This window comes from Streptantibioticus silvisoli (genome assembly GCF_027947535.2).
GTDB classification, from domain to species: Bacteria; Actinomycetota; Actinomycetes; order Streptomycetales; family Streptomycetaceae; genus Streptantibioticus_C; species Streptantibioticus_C silvisoli.
In genome coordinates, this window is the sequence record NZ_JAAGKO020000030.1 from 64556 (window position 1) to 79413 (window position 14858).

Consider the following 14858-nt stretch of genomic DNA (forward strand, 5'->3'; position numbering starts at 1 on the left):
TTTCCGGCACGCCGGAGCAGAGCCCGCGGGCGCGAACCCTCCGCACGCCACCGCCCCCGGGTACGAACGGTTCCGGAAGCGAACACCCCCCCGAACGACGCCGAGGGCCCGCCGCCGTACTCGCGTACGGCGGCGGGCCCTCGGATACCGGGACGAGACGGGGGTCAGAGGCGTTCGATGACGTAGTCGACGCAGGCCGTCAGCGCCTCGACGTCCGACGGCTCGACGGCCGGGAACATCGCGACGCGCAACTGGTTGCGGCCCAGCTTGCGGTACGGCTCGGTGTCCACGATGCCGTTGGCCCGCAGCACCTTCGCGATCGCGGCGGCGTCGATACCGTCGGTGAAGTCGATCGTGCCGACCACCTGCGAACGCTTCGCCGGGTCGTGCACGAACGGCGTCGCGTACTCCGACGCGGCCGCCCACCCGTACAGCCGCGAGGAGGAGTCCGCGGTGCGCTTGACCGCCCACTCCAGGCCGCCCTGGCCGTTGATCCACTTCAGCTGCTCGTTGAGCAGGAAGACCGTGGACAGCGCCGGGGTGTTGTACGTCTGGTTCTTGCGCGAGTTGTCGATCGCCGTCGGCAGGTCGAAGAACGCCGGGATGTGGCGCCCCGAAGCCGCGATCTCCTCGGCACGGGCCAGCGCGGCCGGCGAGAAGACGGCGATCCACAGGCCGCCCTCGGCGGCGAACGACTTCTGCGGCGCGAAGTAGTACACGTCCGTCTGCGCGATGTCGACCGGCAGGCCGCCCGCACCGGAGGTGGCGTCCACCAGAACGAGTGACCCCTCGTCGGCGCCCGCGACCCGCTCGATGCCCATCGCGACCCCGGTCGAGGTCTCGTTCTGGGTGAACGCGTACGTGTCGACGCCCTGCTGCGCCTCGGGCAGCGGGTGCGAACCCGGCTCGCCGGAGATCACCGACGGCTCGGCCAGCCACGGCGCGTCCTTCGCCGCCTTGGCGAACTTCGAGGAGAACTCACCGAACGTCAGGTGCTGCGACTTGGAGCGGATCAGCCCGTGCGTCGCCACGTCCCAGAACGCGGTGGAGCCGCCGTTGCCGAGGACCACCTCGTAGCCGTCGGGCAGCGAGAACAGTTCGGAGACGCCGTCACGGACCTCGCCCACCAGGTTCTTCACCGGAGCCTGGCGGTGCGAGGTGCCCAGCAGCGACGTGCCGGTGGCGGCCAGGGCGTCGAGCGCCTCCGTCCGCACCTTGGACGGCCCGGACCCGAAACGTCCGTCGGCGGGCTTGATGTCTGCGGGAATCTGGATGTCGGCCACGGGCGAAGCCTAGTGCGTTTCCCCGGTGTTTCACGGCGTGGTCCATTCGGTGAGATGTCTCCCGGATGCCCGCGAAACGGTCCCGGCGCGGTCCCGGCACGGCCGTGCGCGGCTGCGCCGCCCGGGTGTCAGCGGCCGCGCGCGGTCGACTGCCGGCCGCCCGCCGGGGCAGGCTGGGGGGATGGACACGCTGACGGTGGAGCTGGAACGGGACCTGGCCGCGGCCGTCCGCGGCGAAGTGGCCGCCGACGCGGGCAGCCGCGCGCTGATGACCATGGACGCGTCGAACTACCGGCGGATCCCGCTGTGCGTGGTCGCGCCCCGGGACGCCGACGACGTGGCCGCCGCCCTCGACGTGTGCCGCCGGCACGGCGTACCGGTGCTGGCCCGCGGCGCCGGCACCTCCATCTCCGGCAACGCCACCGGCGTCGGCGTCGTGCTGGACTTCACCCGGCACATGAACCGCGTCGTCTCCCTCGACCCGCAGGCCCGCACCGCCGTCGTACAGCCCGGCCTGGTGCTCGACCGGCTGCGCGACGCCGCCGCCCCGCACGGCCTCACCTTCGGCCCCGACCCCTCCACCCACAGCCGCTGCACCCTCGGCGGCATGATCGGCAACAACGCCTGCGGCTCGCACTCCGTCGCCTGGGGCACCACCGCCGACAACGTCCACACCCTCGACGTCATCACCCGCACGGGTGACCGCTTCCAGGCCGGCCGCGGCCTCGACGGCCTGCCCGCCCACCTGCGCGACGGCATCCAGGACCTGACCGCCCGCCACCTCGCCCTGCTGCGCACCGGCTTCCCCGAACTGCCGCGCCGTATCTCCGGCTACGCGCTCGACGCCCTGCTCCCCGAACAACACACCGACCTCGCCCGCGCCCTCACCGGCAGCGAGGGCACCCTGGCCGTCGTCACCGGCGCGACGGTACGGCTGGTCGACGCGCCCGCCGTCCGCGCGCTGGCCGTGCTGGGCTACGCCGACGAGTCCGACGCCGCCGACGCCGCCGCCACCCTGCTGCCGCTGGGCCCGCTGACCGTCGAGGGCATGGCCGCCGACCTGGCGGGCCCGGCGGCCGAAACGCTGCCGCGCGGCAACGCCTGGCTGTTCGTCGAGGTCGGCGGCGACACCGTCGCCGAAGCCGGCGACCGGGCGGCCCGCATGCGCCGGCACGCCGAATCCGTCACCGGCGCCACCGGGACCGCGGTGGTCACCGACCCGGCCGGCCAACGGGTGCTGTGGCGGGTGCGCGAGGACGCCTCCGGCACCGCGACCCGTATGCCCGACGGCAGCGAGGCATGGCCCGGCTGGGAGGACTGCGCCGTGCCGCCCGCCCGGCTCGGCGGCTACCTGCGGGCGTTCCGCGCCCTGCTCACCGAGCACGGACTGCGCGGCCAGCCCTACGGGCACTTCGGCGACGGCTGCATCCACGTGCGCATCGACTTCGACCTGCTCACCGCGGCCGGCATCGCCCGCTTCCGCCGCTTCTCCGAGGACCTGGCCGGCCTGGTCGTCGAGCACGGCGGCTCGCTGTCCGGCGAACACGGCGACGGCCTGGCCCGCTCCGAACTCCTGCCGCGCATGTACGGCCCCGAACTCGCCGGCCTGTTCGGCACGTTCAAGGACCTGTGGGACCCCGAGGGCGGACTCAACCCCGGCGTGATCGCCCGCCCCGAACCGCTCGACGCCAACCTGCGGTTCGCACCGCTGCCGTCCGGGCCGGTCGACGTCGCCTTCGGCTACCCGCACGACGCCGGTGACTTCGGCGCCGCCGTCCGCCGCTGCGTCGGCGTCGCCAAGTGCCGTACCACCGAACCGGCGGCCGGCGGCGGCGTGATGTGCCCGTCGTTCCGCGCCACCCGCGAGGAACGGCACTCCACCCGGGGCCGCGCCCGCCTGCTGCACGAGATGCTGGCCGGCGAACTGGTCACCGACGGCTGGCGGTCCCCCGAGGTCCACGACGCGCTCGACCTGTGCCTGTCGTGCAAGGGCTGCCGCACCGACTGCCCGGTCGGCGTCGACATGGCCACCTACAAGGCCGAGTTCCTCCACCACCACTACGCCGGCCGGACCCGACCCGCCGCGCACTACTCCATGGGCTGGCTGCCCTCCTCCCTGCGGCTGGCCGCCGCCCTGCGCCTGCCCGGCGTGCTCAACGCGCTCACCTCGGTCCGCCCGCTGGCCCTGGCCGCCAAACGCCTCGGCGGCATCGCCCCCGAACGCGGCATCCCCCAACTCGCCCCCGAACCGTTCACCCGCTGGTGGCAACGGCGTGGCGGACCGCGCGGCGCCGGACGGACCGTGGTGCTGTGGCCCGACACCTTCACCAACTACCTGCGCCCGCAGGCCGGCCGGGCCGCCGTCCGCGTCCTGGAGGACGCCGGCCTGCGCGTCGTCGTACCGCCCGGCCCGGTCTGCTGCGGCCTGACCTACGTCTCCACCGGCCAACTCGACCGCGCCCGGAGGGTGATGAGCCGCACCGTGGAGATCATGCGCCCCGCGCTGGCGGCCGGCACACCAGTCGTCGGCCTCGAACCCAGCTGCGCCGCCGCTCTGCGCACCGACCTGCCCGAACTCCTCGGCACCGAACCCGCCCGCCAACTCGCCTCGGCCGTGCGGACGTTCGCCCAGGCACTGGAGGAGTACGCCCCCGACTGGACCCCGCCGGCCCTGAACCGCCCGGTCACCGGCCAGACCCACTGCCACCAGCACGCGGTCCTGGGTGACGCCGCCGAGAAACGGCTCCGCGCGGCCGCCGGCCTCACCGGCGACCTGACTGGCGGCTGCTGCGGCCTGGCCGGCAACTTCGGCTTCGAACGCGGCCACTACGACATCTCCACCGCCTGCGCCGAGGAACAACTCCTGCCCGCGGTACGCCAGGCCGCCCCCGGCACCGCGGTCCTCGCCGACGGCTACTCCTGCCGCACCCAACTCGCCCAACTCGCCGACACCGACGCGGTCCACCTGGCGGAACTCCTGGCGGAGGGGTTGGAGGGCGGAGGAACGGCCGACGGGCGGCCCGGCGGGGGAGCGGTGGATGGAGGAGCGGTCGGCGGAGATGGGGTGGGCGGCGGCGGGGTGGACGGAGGACTGGCCGGCGGAGGTGGGACGGCTGGCGGCGGGGTGGACGGAGGACTGGTCGGCGGAGGTGGAGCGGCCGGAGGCGTGGCGGACGGAGGCGTGGCGGAACCGGGTGGGGCCGGACCGGGCGGCGCGGACCGGCTGGCACCGGAGTAGGTCAGCCCGCCAGCCAGTCACCGCCGAGGTGTTCGCGCAGGGCGTCGAGGGCCTCGGGGGTACGGGCGCGGGCGGCCAGCCCGGTGCCGTCGAGGTCGGCCACCAGGACGTCCGGCGCGGCGAACCAGCGCGATCCCGGACCGCCCGGGAACTCCAGCCCGGTGAAGTCCGCAGCCAGCACCGCGCGAGCGTGGTCGTCCTGCCGATAGCAGAAGTCGCACGATTCGTCGGCCGCCAGCAGCGGTTCGGCCAGCACGATGCCGGTGAACGCCGCCGAGACGCTCCCCAGCCACGGCTCCCAGCGCTCCTGCGCCTTGTCGGCCAGGTCGAGGCGCACCACGACGGGCGGGTCCTCCTGGTCCGGGTGCGGCACAAGTATGCCCCAGTGGGCGACGCCCTGGTTCTCACGCCGGAAGACCAGCACGCCGTCGAAGACGGTCAGTTCGTCCGGGGGCAACAGCGTGTCCTGATTACTCGTCAGGTCACTGCGCCGGCCCAGCAGCGCGTAGGCCTCCCGCAGCGCGGCCGGGAGGGGCAGGCCCAAGCGGCGCTCGGCGGCCGTGAGTTCCGCCTCGCCGACGCCGTCGCCGTCCACCAGCGGCACGTTCCAGAAGGCGGCCACGGCACGGACGAACGCCCAGGCGCCGGCGCGGTCCCGCAGCGCCGCAGCCAGGCCGGTCACGAAATCGAACTCGTTCATGCACTGACCGTAACGCCCACCACTGACAATCCTCCGGCCAGCAGGAAACAGCCGTCGGCGAGGGCGGTCGGCGGGGGTGCTCGGTGGCGGGCGGCGGCGGGTGGTCGCAGGGGGCCGCGGGAGGTACGGAACGCTCGGAGCCGGTGTGCGGCGGAGAAGGCTCGGAGCCGGTGTGCGATGGAGAATGGCGCCGGTCTGCGACGGAGAGGACCCGGAGGCGGCGGGTGGTGGAGAAAGGTGCCGGTGTGCGACGGATGAGGACCCGGAGCCGGCGCGTGACGGAGAAGAAGTGACGGCCCGGACCCCCGTTCGACGGGAGTCCGGGCCGTGCGGGCCGTGCGGTGCGGCCCGACCTCAGTGGTGGGCCTCGCCGTAGCCCTCGACGTCGCGGGGGTCGCGGGTGCCGGGGCCGACGTAGCGGGCGGAGGGGCGGATCAGACGGCCGGTGCGCTTCTGCTCCAGGATGTGCGCCGACCAGCCGGCGGTGCGGGCGCAGGTGAACATCGAGGTGAACATGTGCGCCGGGACCTCGGCGAAGTCGAGCATGATCGCCGCCCAGAACTCCACGTTGGTGGCCAGCACCCGGTCCGGGCGGCGGTTGTGCAGCTCCTCCAGCGCGGCCTTCTCCAGCGCCTCGGCGACCTCGAAGCGCGGCGCGCCCAGCTCCTTCGCGGTGCGGCGCAGCACTCGGGCCCGCGGGTCCTCGGCACGGTAGACGCGGTGGCCGAAGCCCATGAGGCGTTCACCCTGGTCGAGCGCCCTGCGCACGTACGCGGCGGCGTCCCCGGTGCGTTCGACCTCCTCGATCATGCCCAGGACACGGGAGGGCGCTCCGCCGTGCAGCGGGCCGGACATCGCGCCGACCGCGCCGGACAGCGCGGCGGAGACGTCGGCGCCGGTGGAGGCGATGACCCGGGCGGTGAAGGTCGAGGCGTTCATGCCGTGTTCGGCGGCGGACGTCCAGTAGGCGTCGACGGCCTTGACGTGCTGGGGGTCGGGCTCGCCGCGCCAGCGGATCATGAACCGTTCGACGACGGTCTGCGCCTTGTCGATCTCGTCCTGCGGCACCATCGGCAGGCCCTGCCCGCGGGCGGACTGCGCCACGTAGCTGAGCGCCATGACGGCGGCGCGGGCCAGGTCCTCGCGGGCCTGCTCGGCGTCGATGTCCAGCAGTGGCTTCAGGCCCCAGACCGGGGCGAGCATCGCCAGCGCCGACTGCACGTCCACCCGGATGTCGCCGGAGTGCACCGGAATGGGGAACGGCTCGGCCGGCGGCAGACCGGGGTTGAAGCTGCCGTCGACCAGCAGGCCCCACACGTTGCCGAACGACACCTGACCGACCAGGTCCTCGATGTCGACGCCGCGATAGCGCAGGGAGCCGCCTTCCTTGTCGGGTTCGGCGATCTCCGTCTCGAACGCGACGACTCCTTCAAGTCCGGGCACGAAGTCGGTCATCTGGCGGCTCCTCAGGGTGTGGTCGACGTTCGCTGACGTCACCCGGTGTCAGTCCCGCCCGGGTGGGTGGCTCCCGCCGCCGCCTCCCGGCCGGCTCGCGCCGGTGGGCGGCCCGGTGGTGGGCGTTCGCCATGAGCACGATAACCGCCGTGGTCGCGGCGTCACAGTGCTCCCGACCGCATCCTGACCGTTTCCGCACAGACGGGGAAGGGTGACGTCCGGCACACGGTGCCACCACCCGGAGGACCGCGCCGCCGGAGTGGCGCGCGGGACGGAACGGTGCGGCAGGATGAGCGGATGTCCTTCCCCGACCTGGCCGCCATGCGTGCGCGCTACCGTGCCGGCGGCCTGACCGAGGCCGACCTGGCAGCCGACCCGTTCCAGCAGTTCGCCCACTGGTTCACCGACGCGGTCGGCGCTGGACTGCCCGAGCCGAACGCGATGGTCGTCTCCACCACCGGCAGGGACGGCCGCCCGGGATCGCGCACAGTACTGCTGAAGGGTTACGACGCGGACGGCTTCGTCTTCTACAGCAACTACGACTCGCGCAAGGGCCACGACCTGGCCGCCACCCCGTACGCCTCGCTGCTCTTCCCCTGGCACCCGATAGCCCGCCAGGTCATCGTCTCCGGCGAGGCCGTCAGGGTCGGCCGTGACGAGACCGTCGCGTACTTCCGCTCCCGCCCGCACGGCTCGCAACTGGGTGCCTGGGCGAGCGCGCAGTCCACCCCGGTCGCCTCCCGCGCCGAGCTGGAACGCCGCTACGCGGAGCTGGCCGACCGTTACCCCGAGGACGACGACGCGGTACCGGCACCGCCGTTCTGGGGCGGCTACCGCCTCGTCCCGGACCGCGTCGAGTTCTGGCAGGGCCGCGACAATCGCCTCCACGACCGCCTCGTCTACGAACGCGGCCCGGCCCCCGCCGGCACCCCCTCCGCCGGCTGGACGGTAACCCGGCTCTGCCCCTGATCCGTCGGCCAGCGAGGCGACCGAACGCGCTCAGCCCGCGCCGGCGTGCGGTGTACGTGACGATGTGCTGTCGGGGTCGGGAGCCCGTGTACGTCGGGGCCGGCGGGAGCGGCCGAAGGCGTCAGCGAGGCCGCCGCGCGAGCCGCAACGGCGTGACGTGCCGGTGGCGCCGCCCAGGTGCGTGAGCGGCTGAAGGCGTCGGCTACGTGCGTGATGGGCCGAAGGCGCCAGCCGGGTCCGTGATGGGCTGAAGGCGTCAGCCTCGCCGGTACTGGCTCGACGGCGTCAGCCCGCTACGTGCTGTTTCGAAGGCGTCCGCCCCGACCGGCAACGTGCCGATGGCGCCGGCCGGGCCCGTGATGGGCTGAAGGCGTCATCCAGGATCGCGTGGGGTGAGCGAGCCAAAGGGCGCGCCGGTGTCGAAAGCGACGAGGAGGAGGGAGCGAGGGACGAGTGACCGTGCGAGGAAAAGTGTCGACAGCGGGTAAAGCGCCCGGAGGCGAGCCGAACACAAAAAAGCAAGAGCGAACACAAAAAGCAGACGACCCGCAGGCTGCTATCCGGAGGTTTCCGGATACCGGCCGGACGCATCCGGCGAGCCCGCGGGTCGGGTGACTGCGTTGGTTTGCCCCACGTCGCACTACGCGCCGCAGGCGGTGTGCGGCGTCAGGCCGCAGTCACCTCACGCGTCCGATAAGAACACATTCTTCGGACCACCTCCTTTCACGTGTACAGCCAGCTTAGGAACCGGTCCGCTCCAGGACAACCGATTTTCGCGAAGATGCTGTGTCCCGCGTCACAGGGGGGTTGAATGGTGAAATGTGCAGCCATACGACGCCCAACCCACCCGAATCTTGAGTGCCGGGGACGAACCGCTCCTCGCCGCCCTCCTGGAGACCATGGACGCGGCGCTGTGCGCCTTCGACGCCGACGGCGTCGTGACGCACTGGAACGCCGAGGCCGTCCGAGTACTCGGCTGGACCGCCCGGGACGCGGTCGGCCGCCGGGGACTGGCCGGCTGGGCGGTGCGCAGTGCGGACGCCGACGAGATCATGGGGCGGCTGCTCGGCGTCATGGGCGGTGGCGGCCGCCAGGTGCACGAATTCGCACTCGTCACGCGTGACGGCGGCCGGATCCTGGTGCGTGCCCAGACCGCGGCCGTGCACGCCCCGGACGGTGCCGCGATCGGCGTCTACTGCGCGTTCTCCGAGGTCCACGCCCAGATCGGGCTGGAGCGTTCCATCGCGCTCAGTGACGCGCTCTTCCAGGACGCCACCTGGGGCGTCGTCCTCATCGACGCCGACCTGCGCCCCGCCGTCGTCAACGGCTGCGCGGCCCGCGCCCTCGCCTCGGGGCGCGACTCCCTGCTCGGGCGTCCGCTCGGCGAACTGCTGGACCACGGAGTCGCGGAACTGGAGGCGGCGCTGCACCACGTGCTGTCCGAGGGTGCGCCGACCGCGCCGCTCGACCTGTGGTTCACGCTGCGCGGCGATCCGGAGGCCGTGCGGCACTGCTGGCACAGCGGTTTCGTCCGGCTCGGCACGCCGCTGGGCGAGGAACCGGTGCCGCTGGGAGTGGGTTGGCTGTTCAGCGACGTCACTGGCGCCAGGCTGGCCGACCAGGAGGCATCCAGGCTGCGGTTCCGCACCAACCAGCTGCGCCGCGCGGCCAACGTCGCCGCGGACTGCGGGGGCCCGATGGACGCCGCCACGGCCTACGTCGACTACGCCCTCGCCGGGTTCGCCGACCACGCCCTGCTCGACCTGGTGGGCCCGGCGGGCAAGCTGGTGCGGGCGGCCGGTACGCCGGGCGGCCCGGGGCCCTGTCTGCCGGTGTCGTCGGCCGGGATTCCGGTCGGGTACGCCGAGGGGCATCCGGCGCTCCAGGCGTTGGACCGCACCGGCTCGGTACGTACCTCCTGCCTGCCGTCGCACCGCACCGCCCCACTGCGCTGGCCGGACGGCACGGTGTCCGCGCTGTGCTCGGTACTGCGCAGCCGGGCCCGCACGCTGGGGGTGATCACCTTCCTGCGCGGGTCCGACCGCCCGTCGTTCGACCGCGCCGACGCCGCCTACTGCGAGGACGTCGCGGCCCGGGTGGGCGCCGTGCTGGACACCGGGTGAGACGGGAGCGGTCGGTACGTAATGGTGCGGGGTCAGGCGCGGGCGGTACGTGTAGTGCGGCCGTGTACTGCGGCCGCCCAGAGGTGTTCCGTGCCCGGCGTGCGGGCCGACCGCGCAGTAGTACCGGTGTTCAGCCTGCCCGGCGCTCAGGGGTGGTGGCTCAGTGGTGGTAGTGGATGCGGTCGCCGTACTCGGTGAAGACGCGGCGGTTCCAGTCGTGGCCGCCGTCCACGTTGCCGGACCGGAGCATCGGTGGGGTCACGCCGTCCTCCGCCAGGGTGGCGACCGCGGTGGCGATGACCGCCTGCATCAGCGCGCAGCTCACCACGGTCGACGCCGGACCGAAGGGCGCCGGCACGCCGTCGGCCGACAGTTCCGCGTCGCCCACCGCGATCTTGTTGTCGAGCACCACGTCGCAGTGGTCCTTGAGGAACGTCCCTGAGGCGTGCCGTGACGTGGTGGCGGCCGGGTAGGCCATGGAGGTCAGTCCGATGACCTTCAGGCCCCTCTGGCGGGCTTCCATGGCCATCTCGACGGGCAGCGCGTTGCGCCCGGACAGGGAGATCACGATCAGTACGTCGCCGGGGCCCGCCGGGCTGGATTCGAGTACCACCGCCGCCAGACCGTTCACCCGTTCGAGCGCACTGCCCAGAACGGCCGGCCGGACGTCGACGCCGACGGTGCCCGGCACGGCCAGCAGGTTCATCAGTGCCAGGCCGCCCGCCCGGTAGACCACGTCCTGGGCGGGGAGCGACGAGTGCCCGGCGCCGAAGGCGAAGATCCGCCCGCCCGCCCGCACACTGTCCGCGATCATCGCCCCGGCGGCCGCGACGGCGTCCGCCTCCTCGTCCCGGGCCCGCCGCAGCAGTTCCATCGCCGCGTCGAAGTACCGCCCGGCCAGTTCCGCCGTCATCGCGCGTTCTCCTCGCTCGTCACGCCGCCCCGCCGTCCGGGTGATCACCGTGGTGCCTCGCGTCATGGGATGTCAACCGCGTCGGGCGGCGTTGTCGGCGCGATGCGTCAGAATTGGTTGCAGGGCCACCGCACAAGCACTTAGGGGCACGTATGTCGGGACACCTCATCGACACCACCGAGATGTATCTCCGCACGATTCTGGAGCTCGAGGAAGAGGGCGTGGTCCCCATGCGTGCCCGCATCGCGGAGCGCCTGGACCAGAGCGGACCGACGGTCAGCCAGACCGTCGCCCGTATGGAGCGTGACGGGCTCGTCCAGGTCGCCGGGGACCGGCACCTGGAACTGACCGACGAGGGCCGCAGGCTCGCCACCCGCGTCATGCGCAAGCACCGGCTCGCCGAGTGCCTGCTGGTCGACGTGATCGGCCTGGAGTGGGAACAGGTGCACGCCGAGGCCTGCCGCTGGGAGCACGTGATGAGCGAGGCGGTGGAACGCCGCGTCCTGGACCTGCTGGGACACCCCACCGAGTCGCCCTACGGCAACCCGATCCCCGGCCTCGACGAACTGGGCGAGGCCGGCGAGGCCGACCCGTTCCTCGGCGAGGGCACCCTCAGCCTCTCTGAGCTGGCCCCGGAGAGCTCCGACGCCAGGAGCGTCATCGTCCGGCGCATCGGCGAGCCCATCCAGACGGACGAACAGCTCATGCACACCCTGCGCCGGGCCGGCGTGCGTCCCGGCGCGGTCGTCAGCGTCACCGCGTCCGCCGGCGGCGTGCTCGTCGGCAGTGGCGGCGAAGCGGCCGAGCTGAGCAACGACGTCGCGGGCCACGTCTTCGTCGCCAAGCACTGACCGCCGCGCGGCGCCGCCGGTACGTCGGTGGCGCGGCCGGGAGAGCGGCGACAGGTCAGGAGGCCGTCGACGGATCGGCGACGATAGGGGCCCCGGTGCCATGAACGGCACCGGGGCCCCTCGTCGTCCCCGCCGGCGTTCACCCGGATCCCCGAGCTCCCCGGGTCCCCCCTCGCCCTGCGGAGACTGTCCCTCCCGCTGGAACTAATCCCCGGGACGACACCGCGCGACACTCGAGGGTCGTCACTCGTAAGGGGGATCTTGGCTCGTGGGGGCGTTTTTTCGTTCATGCGTACGAATGATGTCGCCCAGTCCGTGCGTGCGTGGCCGTTCCGCCCGCCGGACCCGGGTGGGCCGCCGCGACAGCGGTCGCAGAGCAACGTTTCTGCCGTCCCCGGCCCGCCGTATACCCACTGAAAAGGCTCATACGATCCGTTAGCGGTCCGATCACCGTGATCGGCCACAAGGTGACGTATGGGGGCGCCGGGATGGCGGATCTGCGAGTGGACGACGGCCTGCTGGCCGACTGCGAGCTGCGGCTCTCCCGCCTGCACCGGGAATTCCGGGATCTCGACGCCCGGCGCGTCGACCTGGCCGGACTGCTCGGCTCCCGTGAGGTGGCCGACGCCATGGACGGCTTCTTCGACAACTGGACCCACTACCGGGCCAAACTCCTCACCGCCCTGGAGACGGTCGGCACGCAGGTCGCGCAGACCCGCACCACGTTCCGCCACGTCGACGAGCGCCTCGCCGGCGCGCCCCACCGGTGAGGTCCACCCGCAGTGCGCACCGCCCCTGCGACTGGGCTCCGCTGGCCGGCCACGACCCCGTTCCGGGTGACCCGGCCGCCATCCGCGACGAGGTGGCCCATATGCGCCGCACCGCGCAGGCGCTCCGCGACCAGGCCCGCGAACTGCGCGCCATCGCCACCACCGACGGCCGCCTCGAAGGCGCCTACGCCGACACCCTGCGCGCCGGTGCGGCCGACCTCGACCACCACCTGCGCCAGACCGCGGAACGCTACGAACACGTCCACGCCCACCTGACCAACTGGGCCAACGAACTCGACGACATGCAGTCCGAGTCCACGGTCCTCCTGCGCCGGGCCCAGGAGGAGTCCTCAGGCCCCGCGGGAGCCCCCGTCGGCACCCACCCGGACGACGACCCCGTCCAGCCCCTCCGCCGCTCCCTGAACCGCCTCACCGCCGACCGCGACGACCGCGCAGCCGTCTACGCCGCCCGCATCCGCCACGCCTGCGACGACGTCATCGCCGACAGCGCGTGGGAGGGGGTGGAGGACGCGGTGGGGGCGGTGCTCGACGCCGACTGGGTCGGCAAGGTGTTCGAGGCGGCCGGCTGGATCGTCACGATCGTCGGTATCGCGGCCCTGTTCCTGACGCCCGCCGGCTGGATCGTCGACCTCGTCCTGGGCCTGACCATCGCCCTCATCACCAAGGACGTCATCGCCCTCCTCGTCGGCGACGGTTCGTGGTTCGACATCGGCATGGACGTCGTCGGCCTCCTCGCCGTCGGTGCCGGGAAGATCGCCTTCCGCGCGCTGACCGAGATCCAGGCCGCGACGAAGCTCGCCGCCGAACGCGCCCTGGAGGAACGCGCCACGGCTGCCGCACTGCACGACATCCGCCCCGCCCTCGACCGCACGTACAGCATCACCCGTCGCCGCGGCACCTCCCAGGCGGCGAAGACGGCCGCCCGCCAACTCCGCGCCCGCCTCCGCGCCGCAGCCGAACGCGCCGGCGCCAACGCCCGCCAGTCCGAATCCGCCCGCCCCCTCGCCGAGGCATCCCGCCCGCAGACGATTGCTTACGGTGGCGACCAGGAAACCGCCAACCTCGCCGCCGACATCGACCACCTGCACACGAATTACGGCCAGCACGAGGCGGTGCGGCAAGCACTTCACAGGGTTGCTCTGTGGAAGGGGGCGTACAAGGCAAGTTGGATGGTCGGTATGGGGACTGATGCGACCGACAAGATTATTGGTAGAAGTTCGCTGGCGCCCCGGAAGCCGTATTCGCGGCCCTATGACGATTTCAAGAACCGCCTACAAGTGGGCACCAGTTGGTAGCCGTCGCACCGGGGAGCACCTATGGCCTTCATTGAGAATCCACAGAATGACCCTGTTCTCCGGCGGGGGGAGCGCTTGGGGCGCTATGGATCGCTGTTGCCGGTGATGGGCACGTTCGCAGTGATCTTCTCAACGGATCTTGTGCGCTACACAAAAAGCGAGTACCTGGCTGCTGTCCTCTGCTTGGCGGCGATTGGGCAAACCGTCACTTGGGTGGGCATGCTGAGCTTGAAGCGTAGCGCCGGATGGGATTCGGGAATCATCTTCTATCTGTGGGCGGGCGCCTTCGTAACGACAATCGCCCTCTATGGAACCGTGGTTTCACTGTTCGGCCTACGGTTATTCCTGCCTGCCCTCATCCCCTGGATCGCCCCCATCACAGCCTCCGTGGCCAAGCGCCGTATGGCCGTCAGAAGTCAAGCTGAATCCAGGAGTTGACGGCCGGGGCAACCGGCGCAGCCGTCCGTCACCGCAAGCGGACGAACTCGCCGGCGCCGCCCACCGCGCCCCGAACGCCCACCTCGGTCAGCCCCGCTTGATGGCGCCCCCATGAAGGCGTGGGCGTCAACGTCCGGCGGCCCCCGTCGAGCCCCGCGCTCGCCCGCACGGCGTACACCATCGCGTTGAACAGTGATTCCGCATCCGGGAGCCATCGGTTCTCGGCGGTGGGTTCGCGTACCCATTGCGTGTGGCCGGCGGAGCCGACCCGGGTGGGAGGGGCGACGACGTGACTCCCGGCGGCGTGGACGACGAGGTCGATGGAGGCCGGCGGCCGGCCGAGGCGGCGCAGGCGGGCGGGGAACTTCGACGCCGAGCCGGGGAGGACGAAGAAGACGACGCGGCGGGTCGGCGTGCACAGGACCGGGCCGAGGGGGACGCCCAGGCGTTCCAGCCGGGCGAGGGCCAGGCAGCCGGCGGCCTCGGAGACGTCGAGCGCGTCGAAGGCGCGGCCGGTCGGCAGCAGGACGGAGGCCAGCGGCTGCCCGGACCACAGGCGGCGGACGGTGAGCGTGCTCCCGGTGGCGAGGCCCGCCCAGCCGGGGTCGACCGGGTGGGCGCCGGGTGAGGCGCACGCCGGATGCCCGCAGGAACAGCGCGGCATCCCGTCAACGGTGGTCAGCCACGTGCCGGGGACCACGTCCCAGTGCCGGTCCTCCGCGTAGCGCAGCGCCGCGTCCAGTAAGTGCGCGGCGACGGTGTCGGCCGCGCTGGCGGGAGCGGGAGGGGTACGGGTGGCCAC

Annotated in this window: 12 protein-coding genes; 7 read left to right on the top strand and 5 right to left on the bottom strand. The window is 72.6% G+C overall.

Annotation, left to right across the window (positions count from 1 at the left end):
• Positions 1-164: 164 nt before the first annotated feature.
• Positions 165-1283, bottom strand: coding sequence for a phosphoserine transaminase (serC, locus tag POF43_RS20460; RefSeq protein WP_271323925.1), 1119 nt, complete (start codon positions 1281-1283; stop codon positions 165-167).
• A gap of 181 nt (positions 1284-1464) precedes the next feature.
• Here serC and POF43_RS20465 point away from each other — a divergent pair, with 181 nt between their 5' ends.
• Complete coding sequence (locus POF43_RS20465) at positions 1465-4521, top strand: FAD-binding and (Fe-S)-binding domain-containing protein (RefSeq protein WP_282704691.1); 3057 nt, start codon at positions 1465-1467, stop codon at positions 4519-4521.
• Position 4522: 1 nt separating this feature from the next.
• Here POF43_RS20465 and POF43_RS20470 read toward each other — a convergent pair whose 3' ends face one another.
• Positions 4523-5221: an SMI1/KNR4 family protein gene (locus tag POF43_RS20470; protein WP_271326063.1), complete on the bottom strand. Its 699-nt coding sequence runs from the start codon at positions 5219-5221 to the stop codon at positions 4523-4525.
• Between the two features lie 354 nt (positions 5222-5575).
• The gene (locus POF43_RS20475; protein ID WP_271313260.1) at positions 5576-6676 is read right to left on the bottom strand and encodes a citrate synthase 2; all 1101 of its coding nucleotides are present in this window, start codon (positions 6674-6676) and stop codon (positions 5576-5578) included.
• Positions 6677-6997: 321 nt separating this feature from the next.
• On the opposite strand from POF43_RS20475, the gene pdxH reads away from it, so the two are divergent.
• Both pdxH and POF43_RS20485 read left to right on the top strand, forming a co-directional pair.
• Positions 6998-7645: a pyridoxamine 5'-phosphate oxidase gene (pdxH, locus tag POF43_RS20480; RefSeq protein ID WP_308217750.1), complete on the top strand. Its 648-nt coding sequence runs from the start codon at positions 6998-7000 to the stop codon at positions 7643-7645.
• 821 nt (positions 7646-8466) lie between these two features.
• Positions 8467-9768 (top strand): PAS domain-containing protein, encoded by a 1302-nt coding sequence (locus POF43_RS20485; RefSeq protein WP_372516081.1) that lies wholly within the window; start codon positions 8467-8469, stop codon positions 9766-9768.
• A gap of 160 nt (positions 9769-9928) precedes the next feature.
• Here the strand turns inward: POF43_RS20485 and POF43_RS20490 are convergent, their stop codons facing one another.
• Positions 9929-10681 carry an SIS domain-containing protein gene (locus POF43_RS20490; RefSeq protein ID WP_271322614.1) on the bottom strand — a complete coding sequence of 251 codons (753 nt, stop codon included), beginning with the start codon at positions 10679-10681 and terminating at the stop codon, positions 9929-9931.
• Between the two features lie 152 nt (positions 10682-10833).
• On the opposite strand from POF43_RS20490, the gene POF43_RS20495 reads away from it, so the two are divergent.
• The 4 genes from POF43_RS20495 to POF43_RS20510 all read left to right on the top strand — a co-directional run bounded on the left by POF43_RS20495 (position 10834) and on the right by POF43_RS20510 (position 14056).
• Positions 10834-11532: an iron-dependent transcriptional repressor DtxR gene (locus POF43_RS20495; protein WP_271313264.1), complete on the top strand. Its 699-nt coding sequence runs from the start codon at positions 10834-10836 to the stop codon at positions 11530-11532.
• A gap of 488 nt (positions 11533-12020) precedes the next feature.
• On the top strand, positions 12021-12302 hold the full coding sequence (locus POF43_RS20500) for a hypothetical protein (RefSeq protein ID WP_271322615.1): 282 nt from the start codon (positions 12021-12023) through the stop codon (positions 12300-12302).
• A 101-nt stretch (positions 12303-12403) separates the two neighbouring features.
• A complete protein-coding gene (locus POF43_RS20505) occupies positions 12404-13618 on the top strand; it encodes a hypothetical protein (protein ID WP_271322616.1) in 1215 nt (404 codons plus the stop codon).
• Between the two features lie 21 nt (positions 13619-13639).
• Positions 13640-14056: a hypothetical protein gene (locus POF43_RS20510; protein WP_271322617.1), complete on the top strand. Its 417-nt coding sequence runs from the start codon at positions 13640-13642 to the stop codon at positions 14054-14056.
• 28 nt (positions 14057-14084) lie between these two features.
• Here the strand turns inward: POF43_RS20510 and POF43_RS20515 are convergent, their stop codons facing one another.
• Positions 14085-14858 (bottom strand): bifunctional DNA primase/polymerase, encoded by a 774-nt coding sequence (locus POF43_RS20515; RefSeq protein ID WP_271322618.1) that lies wholly within the window; start codon positions 14856-14858, stop codon positions 14085-14087.